The 12,294-nt window shown below is 40.4% G+C and carries 11 protein-coding genes; 3 read left to right on the forward strand and 8 right to left on the reverse strand.

The features are described from left to right. Positions 1-10: 10 nt before the first annotated feature. The 4 genes from murA to H5S39_RS03850 all read right to left on the reverse strand — a co-directional run bounded on the left by murA (position 11) and on the right by H5S39_RS03850 (position 4,374). Complete coding sequence (murA, locus tag H5S39_RS03835) at positions 11-1,288, reverse strand: UDP-N-acetylglucosamine 1-carboxyvinyltransferase (RefSeq protein WP_182597022.1); 1,278 nt, start codon at positions 1,286-1,288, stop codon at positions 11-13. A gap of 273 nt (positions 1,289-1,561) precedes the next feature. Then, positions 1,562-3,166, reverse strand: coding sequence for a CTP synthase (gene pyrG, locus H5S39_RS03840; RefSeq protein WP_182597021.1), 1,605 nt, complete (start codon positions 3,164-3,166; stop codon positions 1,562-1,564). 176 nt (positions 3,167-3,342) lie between these two features. Continuing rightward, complete coding sequence (gene rpoE, locus H5S39_RS03845; RefSeq protein ID WP_182597020.1) at positions 3,343-3,900, reverse strand: DNA-directed RNA polymerase subunit delta; 558 nt, start codon at positions 3,898-3,900, stop codon at positions 3,343-3,345. A 45-nt stretch (positions 3,901-3,945) separates the two neighbouring features. Beyond that, the gene (locus tag H5S39_RS03850) at positions 3,946-4,374 is read right to left on the reverse strand and encodes a YwiB family protein (protein WP_310735857.1); all 429 of its coding nucleotides are present in this window, start codon (positions 4,372-4,374) and stop codon (positions 3,946-3,948) included. A 127-nt stretch (positions 4,375-4,501) separates the two neighbouring features. On the opposite strand from H5S39_RS03850, the gene H5S39_RS03855 reads away from it, so the two are divergent. The 3 genes from H5S39_RS03855 to yidA are packed head-to-tail and all read left to right on the forward strand — an operon-like array spanning position 4,502 to position 7,517. Further along, entirely contained in the window at positions 4,502-5,326 is an 825-nt protein-coding gene (locus H5S39_RS03855; protein ID WP_182597019.1) for a lipoate--protein ligase family protein, read from the forward strand. Between the two features lies 1 nt (position 5,327). After that, positions 5,328-6,689: an HD domain-containing protein gene (locus H5S39_RS03860; RefSeq protein WP_182597018.1), complete on the forward strand. Its 1,362-nt coding sequence runs from the start codon at positions 5,328-5,330 to the stop codon at positions 6,687-6,689. Positions 6,690-6,695: 6 nt separating this feature from the next. After that, complete coding sequence (yidA, locus tag H5S39_RS03865; RefSeq protein ID WP_182597017.1) at positions 6,696-7,517, forward strand: sugar-phosphatase; 822 nt, start codon at positions 6,696-6,698, stop codon at positions 7,515-7,517. A gap of 48 nt (positions 7,518-7,565) precedes the next feature. Here the strand turns inward: yidA and H5S39_RS03870 are convergent, their stop codons facing one another. The 4 genes from H5S39_RS03870 to glmU all read right to left on the reverse strand — a co-directional run bounded on the left by H5S39_RS03870 (position 7,566) and on the right by glmU (position 12,294). Beyond that, positions 7,566-8,891: a replication-associated recombination protein A gene (locus H5S39_RS03870; RefSeq protein WP_182597016.1), complete on the reverse strand. Its 1,326-nt coding sequence runs from the start codon at positions 8,889-8,891 to the stop codon at positions 7,566-7,568. An 83-nt stretch (positions 8,892-8,974) separates the two neighbouring features. Next, positions 8,975-9,706 (reverse strand): hypothetical protein, encoded by a 732-nt coding sequence (locus H5S39_RS03875; RefSeq protein WP_182597015.1) that lies wholly within the window; start codon positions 9,704-9,706, stop codon positions 8,975-8,977. A 154-nt stretch (positions 9,707-9,860) separates the two neighbouring features. Next, a complete protein-coding gene (locus tag H5S39_RS03880) occupies positions 9,861-10,850 on the reverse strand; it encodes a ribose-phosphate diphosphokinase (protein ID WP_182597014.1) in 990 nt (329 codons plus the stop codon). A 76-nt stretch (positions 10,851-10,926) separates the two neighbouring features. Continuing rightward, positions 10,927-12,294, reverse strand: coding sequence for a bifunctional UDP-N-acetylglucosamine diphosphorylase/glucosamine-1-phosphate N-acetyltransferase GlmU (gene glmU / locus H5S39_RS03885; protein WP_182597013.1), 1,368 nt, complete (start codon positions 12,292-12,294; stop codon positions 10,927-10,929).

Here is a 12,294-nt window from a genome sequence, read left to right on the forward strand (position 1 = left end):
TACGCAACTTCTAACTAATCTTTATTGACGAATCATCCTCAATCGAAACATTGGCATGAAGGCGATTAAGCTTCCACACAATTCGATCGTATCCTCGTAAAATATTTCCGGCATTATTAATAATCGTCTGTCCTTGCGCCATTAATCCAGCAATCGTCAATGAGGCTCCTGCTCGAATCTCACCGGCAGTCACTTCTGCCCCATGTAGTTGTTCTGTATGCTGAACAACAATCATTCCATCATGAGCTTCAATCTTCATTCCCATCTTTTGTAATTGTGAGATATGCTTAATTCGCTTGGGATAAATAGTATCAACAATCGTACTATCACCATCTGCTAATGACATCAACGGGGTTAGCGGTTGCTGTAGGTCAGTTGCAAATCCAGGAAATGGCATTGTCTTGACATTTACTGGTCGTAAGTGTTCTGATTTAGGAACATAAATCTTATCACTATCTATTTGCAAATCGACACCCATCTCGATCATTTTGCTAGTAAATGATTCTAAATGCTCTGGAATAACATTGTGGATCATTACGCCATCGCCTAAAGCAGCAGCTAACGACAAATACGTCCCCGCTTCAATTCGATCAGCAATAATCGTATGAGTATTCATTGACTGTAAAGTCTTTACACCCGTAATACGAATTGTGTCTGTCCCTGCACCACGAATTTTGGCGCCCATATTATTTAGAAATGTTGCTAAATCGATAATTTCCGGTTCACGAGCAGCATTTTCAATAATCGTCGTCCCTTCAGCGCGAACAGCTGCCAAAGTAGCATTAATCGTTGCACCAACAGATACCATATCTAAAAAGATCCGTGACCCATGTAAGCCATTCGGTGCATCTAAATGAACAGTACCTTTTTCTTCGCTAACGGTTGCTCCAAGTGCCTTAAATGCTTTTAAGTGTTGGTCAATTGGTCGGGGGCCGATATTATCGCCTCCCGGAAATGTTAATGTCGCGCGATGGAAACGACCCAATAATGCACCCATAAAATAATAGGAAGCCCGAAGACTTTTAATTGCCTTACTTGGAAGTTCAGCTTCTACGATTTGTGTTGGATCAATATCTAAAACTCCGTGATTAAACTCGGACTTTACATTCATTGACTCCAAAATAATCATCAGATTGTGAACATCCAAGATATCTGGAACGGTGTCAAATTCTACTGGGGTATCTGCAAGAATAGCAGCAGGAATTAATGCAACTGTACTATTTTTTGCACCACCGATCGTGACTTCGCCAGATAGACGGTTTCCTCCTTGAATGATCATTTTCTTCATTTCTGCGTTTCCTCACTTAAAAATTTTAGTTAGTCTGTTTTTCATTTAAGCTAAGTTAATGATTATTTCAGTTACAAAACAGTCAACTGTAATGATAATGAAATATCAAGCGAATTACAACCTTTTATAAACAATCTTAAAAAAAATCGCAGAATCAGGGGTAAAAACGCTCAATTAACTTAAAATTTAACAATTTTACTAATAAAAAACAAGAGAAGTAACATAATATATGCCCCCATCTCTTGCATCAAAATTATTATACAATTTAAAAATTTATTTGTCCTCAACCGCCGCTTTTACAAAGGCCGCAAATAGTCCTTCTGGATGATTTGGGCGTGACTTAAACTCTGGGTGATATTGCGCTGCCACAAAGAATTTCTTATCTGGAATCTCTACTACTTCAACTAAGTTACGATCAGGATTTACACCTGAAATCACCAATCCGTGGTTTTCCATTTCCTGACGATACTCGTTATTGAATTCATACCGGTGCCGGTGCCGTTCACTGATCATTGACTGATTGCCATAGGCTGCCGCTGCAACAGTACCTTCTTTAAGCTTACATGGATATGCTCCTAAACGTTGAGTTCCTCCCATATCTTCAACGTTTGCTTGGTCAGCCATTAAATCAATAATATTATGTTTGGTGTTCGGATCGAATTCAGTAGAGTTAGCATCTTTGTAACCTAATACATCACGTGCAAACTCAATACATGCTGTCTGCATTCCGAGACAAATACCAAGGTAAGGAACGTCATTTTCTCGTGCATACTTAATTGCCGTGATCATTCCTTCAACCCCACGGTTACCAAAGCCACCAGGAACAAGGATCCCATCATATTCTTTTAATGTTTCGTCAACATTATCTGGAGTAATATCTTCCGCATTAAAGTGGTCAATCTTTACCTTGGCATTAACTGGGTAGCCTGCGTGACGTAATGATTCATTAACTGAAATGTAGGCATCTTGTAAGTCAGTATACTTACCGACCATTGCAATCTTTACCGTCTTAGTCAAGCCATGTTCAATATGGTCGACCATTTCAGTCCACTCTTTCATATCTGCCTTAGGGGCATCTAAGCCAAAGTGGTCAACAACTAACTGGTCCATTCCCTGCTTTTGTAAGTTCAACGGAATCTCGTATAAGGTCTGAACATCCATTGACTCAACAACGGCCTTCGGATCAACATCACAGAATAAGGCAATCTTCTTTCGCATATCATCAGTAATTGGTTTTTCGGTCCGTACTACTAAGATATTTGGTTGGATTCCTAAACCACGTAGTTCACGAACACTATGCTGAGTTGGCTTTGTCTTCATTTCTCCAGCAGCACGGAGGTATGGAACTAATGTAGTGTGAATGTATAATACATTATCACTACCGACCTCTTCTTTCATCTGCCGAATAGCTTCCATAAATGGCTGTGATTCGATATCACCAACGGTACCACCGATTTCTGTAATTACTACATCTGCATCAGTACTTTCACCGGCACGCTTAATTTTATCCTTAATTGCGTTTGTAATATGCGGGATCACTTGAACCGTTCCACCAAGATAATCACCGCGCCGTTCTTTACGAAGGACTTCAGAGTAGATTTTACCCGTTGTAACATTTGAATACTTATTGAGGTCATTATCAATAAACCGTTCATAGTGTCCAAGATCGAGGTCTGTCTCAGTCCCATCATCAGTAACAAAAACTTCACCATGTTGATATGGGCTCATCGTACCTGGGTCGACATTAATATATGGATCAAACTTTTGAATAGCAATCTTTAGTCCTCGATTTTTTAATAGTCGTCCGAGAGAGGCTGCAACGATACCCTTTCCTAATGATGATACAACTCCACCAGTCACAAAAATGTATTTTGTCATTGTCGTCTACTCCTTTTTATATTTGCGGGTGTAATAAATAATAGAAAAACTCCCCATTTCAAAAAAGTAATGAAATAGGGAGCTTATATATCTACGAACTTATTGGCCTGCATTTACAGGCGCCCAAGAAAGATAATACAAGGTCAGTGATAAATAGTCAAGCCTAAACTTGAAAATTAATCATTGTCCTCCTCATCATCTTCCTCATCGTGCAATTCAGATAATTGACCTTCAATACCATCGTCAAGGTCATCATCTTCATCACCGAAATCATCGGTATCGTCATCATAATCATCATCTGACTCAGTATCGTCGTCATCATCGAGATCCTCATCTTCAGGATCATCGTTATCATAATCGATCACGTCGTCATCATCATCGGTGTCTGCGAGGAAAGCATTAACCTTACGGCGCTTCTTCTTTGGACGATCATCCTCATCTTCATCTTCGTTTTCACCAATAGTAGCTTCATCGATAGATTCAAATGGGTACCATGCACGCAGACCCCAGGTGTTGTCACCAAGGGAAATAAAACTGCCATCAACATTTAAGTCAGTGTAGAACTGTGCAAGGCGTTCACGGATTTCCTCATCGCTCTTACCCAGATATTGTTGAACCTCGTTGGTCAAGTCGACAAACGCCATTGCTTCCCCATGATGAGCTAAAATAGCGTGTGCGACCTCAATCATGGAAAGTTCTGATTTATCCTGACCGTCAAAAACCTTTAAATCCAAATTGGTGCACATCCCTTCAAAAAGTCTAAACTACATCTTACAATATTATCCCGCAAATTGCAATTCCAGCTGATAACTTCCAATAATTTGTCCGGCTTGTTTTAACTGATACTTTATAGATACTTGGCCTGCCGGTTGTTGAACATCAACTTCTTTTTCCAAATGTTCTGTAACAACATTAAGGTTGAGGATACCATATTGAGTCCGGTAACGCATTACTGTTTCCTGGCGCGGATCTAAGAATAAGTTTGTTTCACTGCTTCCCCGTCTCCTAAGGCGCACTAATTCATCCTCAAATTTAATTTGAACAGGCGTTTCTTGGCCATCCTGGTGTTCAAGATACCTTAGATAATATTTGCCATTAATTTCAACAAAGCTGCCCGCTTCAACAAAATCAAAATGTTCCTGCTGACCATCTTGAGTAATCGTTGTTGATAATTTTACCTTAACTGGTCTTTCCCTCTTAATTATAATCTCCTCCCTCTTCGTTCAATTATCGTTATTATACCCTTTTTAGCGACAAATACGCTCTAAAACGCCCACGCTATCGTTAGTTCTTGTATAATATTAATATATAATTCTATAGAAAAGAAGAAGTCATATGTCTAACTCAAATATTCAACGTTTTCAGCAATTTACCCAACATCTAACACCCGCAAATAACCTCTCGTCGTTTATCTACACAAATGCATTACTCCGCTCTGCCGGACAATTTTCACATCCACTGCTCCATTTCTGGACACTTAAAGATACCGTTATTCTCGGTCTAAAAGATCAGCGACTTCCCCATCTCCAAGACGCTCTCCAGTTATTAACCCACCGCAACCAGCACTATTTTATGCGTAATTCAGGTGGGTTGGCAGTTGTTAGCGACGACGGAATCTTAAACCTATCAATCTTTTATCCTTGGCACCTGTTAGGACATGAATTATCAATCGATGAAGCCTATCAGCAGATGGTTAACTTAATTCAGACTGCTTTTCCTAAGCTTAACCTCTCAACTGGCGAGATTAGTCATTCATATTGTCCTGGTAGCTTTGATATTAGCGTAAACGGTCAAAAAATCGGGGGAATCTCCCAGCGACGAAATAAATTTGGGGTAGTCGTCATGTTATATCTCAGTGTATGTGGCAACCAGCAACAACGAGGGGCCCTTATTCGTGATTTCTATGATGCAGGCTTACAAAATGCCGTAAATAAATGGCACTTTCCGGATGTTTGGCCGACAGCAATGACAACCGTTGAGCAAGTCCTCCAGTCACCATTAACAGTTACAGGCGCGATTCAGCAAATCAAAAATTCTTGTGAACTTCTTGATAATACAAGTCTTAATAACCTTATGTGGTCGCCAAATTTTATCACAACCTTGAACAAAGAATTGACCAGTATGAACCAACTTCAAGAGCGATTAAGGAAAGAGGATTAATATGAACCACTTCTATGATGAAAAATTGCACCGCGAGAAGGTTTTCCGTGACCCAATCCATGGGCAAATCATCGTTGATAATCAGATAATTATGGACTTAATTAATACGCCTGAATTTCAACGGTTGCGACGGATAAAACAACTAGGAACTTCTTCTTTTACCTTTCACGGCGCCGAACATTCACGCTTTGGGCATTGTCTTGGTGTCTATGAAATAACACGGCAAATGTGTAATTATTTTCAACGTAATTATCCAAGCCAACAAAAAAATGACGGTCTGTGGGATGATAAAGAACGGCCAGTCGCTTTGTGTGCCGCTTTACTCCACGATCTAGGTCACGGACCTTATTCCCATACTTTTGAGCATATTTTCCATACTAATCATGAGCAAATAACACGGCAGCTGATTACTGACAGCAGCACAAATATAAACAAGATCTTGCGGCGAGTTTCTCCAGATTTCCCCCACCAAGTAGCAAGTGTGATTGACCACACCTATAGCAATCCCCAAGTTGTCCAAATGATTTCCAGTCAAGTTGACGCTGATCGGATGGACTATTTACAACGAGACGCATACTATACAGGAACTAATTATGGTAAGTTTGACCTCGACCGTGTCCTTCACGTCATGCGCCCGGTTGAGAGCGGGATTGCCTTTGAGATTTCGGGGATGCATGCTGTTGAAGATTATATTATCAGCCGACTGCAAATGTATCTCCAAGTCTACTTTCACCCCGTTTCTCGTTCGATGGAAGTTATCCTCGACCACCTATTAATGAGGGCCAAATATATTTATCAACATCCAAATGATTTTGAGCCGGATTTCACCCCGCATATGCTAATGCCATTTTTTAACAACCATTTCAGCCTTGATGACTATCTGGCCTTAGACGACGGGGTCCTTACAACTTATTTTATTCACTGGACACATTCCCGTGATGATATCTTAAGTGACCTAGCTAGCCGTTTTCTCAACCGCCGACCTTTCAAGTCAGTAGTTTATGACAAAGATACTCAAAACCTGTTGCCCGCTTTACGTAATCTAATTCAAACGGCCGGCTTTAACAGTCAGTACTATACCGCCGTTAATGATAGCTTCAAGTTACCCTATGATACTTACCACCCACAAGACTCTAATGCTCAAACACAAATTGAACTTCTCCAGCCCAATGGCGACTTTATTGAATTATCACAAGTCAGTACCCTTGTCGCAAGCGTGTCTGGCCGTGAAGCAGGCGACCAACGTTTCTTCTTCCCTAAGGAGATGCTTGAGTCACGAGATAGTATTGAAATCTTCGAACCAATCTATGAAGAATTCCAACGCTATATTAAAAACAATCATATTATCAAACCAAAGGAGTAATTTATAATGGCAATTAAATTAGTTGCAATTGATATTGACGGAACATTAATTAATGATCAACGGGAAGTGACGCCTAAAACAGTTGCTGCGATTAAGGAAGCAAGTAAAGCCGGCGTTAAGATCGTTTTATGCACGGGACGACCAATGACTGGTGTTAAGGCCTACCTTAACCAGCTAGAGTTAAACGACTCTGATCATGAATTTGTCATTAGCTTCAATGGCGCACTAGCACAATCAACCAGCGGCAATGTATTTGTAAACTATACAATGTCTTTTGACGATTATGCTAATTGGCAGACTTATTGCATTAAGGAGGGAGTTAAGTCGCAGATTGAAACACGCGATTATATCTATACCATTAACCGCGACCTTAGTCCCTATACTGTTTACGAATCTGATCTTGTTAGTATGCCAATTCGCTACCGAACTTTTGAAGAATTATCCAAAATTCAAGACCAGTATGTAATCGCTAAGGCAATGATGGTTGACGAAAAAGAACGCATTGACCAAGCATGGCAGGACCTACCAAAAGATATGACCGCCCGCTTCTCAATCGTTCGGAGTGAAGATTTTTATCTTGAATTTATGAATAAGCAAGCAAGTAAAGGTAATGCTCTCCGTGTTCTTAGTAAAGAACTTGACATTAAGCAAGATGAAATAATGGCACTCGGCAACGCACAAAATGATGATTCCATGATTGAATTTGCTGGGCTTGGCGTAGCAATGGGCAATTCCATTCCTGGAACATTGAAGATTGCTGACGCGACAACTGCTGATAATAATCATGACGGGGTTGGGCAGGCAATTGAAAAATACGTATTAAATTAAAAATAACGGTGATTGCTAGCTAGTTTTAATGCTAGTTCAATCACCGTTTTATTTATCATGTTGGCGATGCCACTCTTTGATCTGATCCATTCGGGCTTGAAAACGAGGTTCACGACCCTGTGTACTTGGCTGATAAAATGTTTGACCATCTAATTCAGGCGGCATTGTTTTCATCGTTGTCAATTTATCTTTAGTATCGTGAGCGTATTGGTAATTTTTGCCATAGTCTAAATCTTTCATTAATTTTGTTGGCGCATTACGAATCGTTAGCGGTACGGGCAAATTTCCCGTCTTTTTTATTGCACGGTGGGCATTTTGCCGGGCAACATAGGCCGCATTAGATTTAGGAGCTAACGACAGGTAAATCACACACTCGGTTAGGTGGACGTCACATTCTGGCATCCCAAGAAACTGACAAGCTTCAAAGGTATTGATTGCTACCTGGAGGGCATTTGTATCTGCTAATCCAATATCTTCACTAGCAAACCGCACTAACCGGCGGGCAATGTACAAGGGATCCTCACCCCCGTCAATCATCCGCGAACACCAGTAAATAGCTGCATCAACGTCACTATTCCGCATCGATTTATGAAGGGCCGAAATAATATTATAGTGTTCCTCACCCTTCTTATCGTAACGGAGCGACTTAGTATTAATTAGCTGCTTAAGGGTATCCATGGTTAACGTGACTTTATGCCCATCTCGTTCACCGTTTAGGACTGCCATTTCAAGGGTATTCAGGGCAATCCGCGCGTCCCCATTAGCGAACTGGGCAATTAAAGGGATTACTCCCTCTTCACATTTGATCGTCAACTCTGGAAAGCCGTGCGGATGAGTTAATGCTCGTTCTAATACTTTTTCGATGTCACTAACTGCTAGTGACTTGAGGACAAACACCCGACAACGACTCAACAAAGCAGCGTTAATTTCAAATGAGGGGTTCTCAGTGGTTGCCCCGATCAGAATAATACTCCCCCGTTCAACAAAGGGGAGGAAGGCATCTTGCTGTGCCTTGTTAAAGCGGTGAATTTCATCAATAAAACAAACGGTCCGTTCGCCGTATTCACGGTTTTGTTCGGCTTCTTCCATAATTTTACGGATATCTTTAATGCTGCTAGTCACCGCACTAAAGGTAATAAAATGCGATTTCGTCTGTTTGGCAATAATCTCAGCCAGAGTCGTTTTACCAACCCCGGGCGGTCCCCAAAAGATCAGCGACGATAATTGATCATTAGTGATAATTTCTCGCAAAATCTTATCCTTGCCGAGGAGGTGCTGCTGACCGACGAATTCATCGATATTAGTTGGACGCACCCGGTTAGCTAGGGGCGTATTTTTCTCGCTATCCTGGTTAAATAATGATTCTTGGTGCATACTTCTCCCTCCTTTGAATATGAAAAAAGCAGGAGACTAGCCTCTTGTCACTGTCCCTTGCTTTTATATCGTTATCATTAAAATTAAGCAATCTTAGTCACAGCACCTGTTTGACTGTTATATTGGTAAATCCCAATTAAGTTAGCAACGGTGTTATCACTATTATTTTGTCGAACTTCAAACTTGTAAACATTGCCAGTCTTACCAGTTGGCATAATCTGGTAACCTTCAGAGCCACTGAAGCCCATCTTGTTTGCGAAAGCATTTACTACATTATCACTAGTATCATCTGAGACTGCTTGGTTTGCTGCTGCTTGTTGACCGCTATTACTCTTACTTGTTGTAGTATTGTTGTTACGCGTCTGCGTGCTTGATGAGGTAGCAGAAGTATTATTAGTACCCTTAGCAGTGCTTACCTTGTTTTGTAAGTCGGCATAAGCATTCCGCATTGCCGTACTAGTAGACTTTTGGGACTTTAAATTATCCTTGGCACTATCGTAGTCCCCGTTTTTATATGCTCTCTCAGCGTCCATGTAGCTTTGTAAGTCATCAGCGAGTGCTTCCGTTTGAGCGGTATGATCATTTAGACTATTTAATTGTTCATATGCTCCTTGGTAATCGTGATTTTTGATAAGCTTATTAGCTGTACGATAAGCCTTGGAAGCTTTACTTTCGGAAGAACGAACAGACGATGTGCTGGAAGAACTAGTATCATTGCTGGAAGCTGATTGCTTACCACAACCAGCTAATGCAAAAACAGTGGCTAAAGCAGCCGTTCCAACCATTGCTTTTTTGAAAAACTTAATTGTTGTCATTTTTCTCCTCCTTATTTCTCATCGTATTATACCATGAATTAGTAATCGCTGTTTAGCTTTCACTAATCTTTAATTTCTTTTAATTAGCCAACATTATCCTTATAAAATAGCAAAAGCCTCAGCAACAGCCAATTGCTGCCAAGACTTTTGAATATTAATTATTTTCCAGTTGTACACTTTGGAATACTTGTTTAAATAATGGGCTGACAGGACGGTTTTCATTAATTCGCTTAATTGCCGCGCCAATTAATGGTGCTACCGACACCTGTTTGATCTTATCAATTTGCTTTTCTTTTGGTAACTGAATTGAATCAGTAACTACCACTTCTTTAAGTGGAGATTCGCTTAACCGTTCAATTGCGGGGCCGGATAAGACGGCGTGTGTACATGAAGCATAGACTTCTTTAGCCCCAGCTTCCATTAGCGCTTTGGATCCTAAGCTAATCGTCCCCGCAGTATCAATCATATCATCGATCATGATACATTTTTTACCCTTAACGTCACCAATGATATTCATAATCTGAGCAACATTAGCACGTGGTCGGCGCTTATCAATAATTGCAATTGGCGACTTCAAAAATTCAGCAAGTGCCCGTGCACGTGTTACCCCACCATGGTCAGGGGAAATAACAACTGCATTATCGGCAACTCCCTGATTGATAAAGTATTCCGCTAATAGGGGTGCCCCCATTAAGTGGTCAACAGGAATGTCAAAGAACCCTTGAATTTGTGCTGCATGAAGATCAAGAGCAATAATCCGATCAACTCCTGAATTTTGCAACATGTTTGCAACTAACTTGGCAGTGATTGGTTCACGGCTCCGTGCTTTCCGATCTTGACGAGCATAACCATAATAAGGCATTACTACGTTGATCGTCTTGGCACTAGCACGGCGAAGCGCATCAACCATGATTAATAATTCCATTAAATTATCATTAACAGGTGCAGAAGTCGACTGAATAACATAAACATTATCGCCACGTACACTTTCTTCAATGTTAATTTGAATCTCACCATCACTAAAACGATTAACCGATAGTTTACCCAAATCCACGCCAACGTGTTTAGCAATCTTTTCAGCTAATGGTCGGTTTGAATTTAACGCAAAAATCTTTAAATTTTGATCAAAATATTGCTGTGTCATTAGGTCCTCCGCTGGATTAATAAAAGTTATACAACCTACCAATTACATAATATAAATTAGCGCACCAAAAAGCAAGTTACCAAGGTAGCTTCTTAGCATAATTTTCTTTATTAACCTGGCGTGCGCGGGCAATTGCCATGTCATATTGCTCAGTATTATCAGTAATAGTAGAACCAGCAGCAATGAATGAATCTTTTGCAATATTAACCGGGGCAACTAAATTACTGTTGCTGCCAATAAACGCGTGGTCACCGACGTTAGTATGATGTTTATTTGTCCCATCGTAGTTAACAAATACAACACCACAACCAACGTTAATGTTTTTACCTAGTGTTGCATTACCGATATAAGTCAAATGACCAACTTTTGTTCCTTCACCAATGTAGGCCTTTTTAACTTCACAGAAATTACCAATATGAACGTTCTCACCAATCTCAGCTTCAGGCCGCAAGTGACTGTTAGGACCGATATCACTGCCATTATGCATTTCAGCTTCTTGCAAGGTTGAAGAAATAATCTTCACCCCATCATGAATCCGCGAATCAGTAATCCGCGAACCTGCGCCGATGTAGCAGTCATCACCAATGACGGTGTTTCCCTTAATAACTACGCCACCTTCAATTACTGTATCACGACCAATTTTAACATCAGCATCAATATAAGTTGATTCTGGATCAATCATTGAGACACCTTCCCGCATCCAATGAGTATTGATACGCTTACGCATTACTTTATTAGCTCGTGCAAGCGCAATGCGGTCATTTACCCCCATTGATTCATCGAAATCAGCCATCTTATATGCAGTTACAATCTCATTCTCTCGCTTAAGAATACCAATCACATCTGTCAAATAGTACTCACCCTGTGCATTGTCATTAGTAATCTTATCCAAAGCTTTAAAGAGTTTCTTATTATCAAAACAATAAACACCGGTATTTATTTCCTTGATTGCTTGTTCTTCAGATGAAGCATCCTTTTGTTCAACAATTCGTTCAACAATTCCAACATCATTGCGGACAATCCGCCCATAGCCTGTTGGGTCGGGAGCAATTGAGGTTAAAATTGTTGCTGCTGCATGACGCTGTTCGTGGTATTCAAATAGTTTTTCAAAAGTATCCGCAGTAAATAACGGTGTGTCACCACTAACAATAATCGTTTCGCCATCTTCATCTGCAAGCAAATCCTTTGTTTGCATAACAGCATGACCTGTCCCTAATTGCTGTTTCTGCAGGGCGTAGTGTGTACGATTTCCTAATTGTTGTTTTACTGTTTCGGCACCAAAGCCAACAATCGTAATAATATTTTCAATTTTGGCTTTTTCAAGTTGGGTAAGTACATGATCGACCATCGTTTTACCACATACCTGGTGTAAAACCTTATAAAGCTTTGAGCGCATCCGTGTTCCCTTACCAGCAGCTAAAATAATTGCATTGCGTTTTGTCAT

The organism is Limosilactobacillus rudii (assembly GCF_014145455.1).
GTDB lineage: Bacteria > Bacillota > Bacilli > Lactobacillales > Lactobacillaceae > Limosilactobacillus > Limosilactobacillus rudii.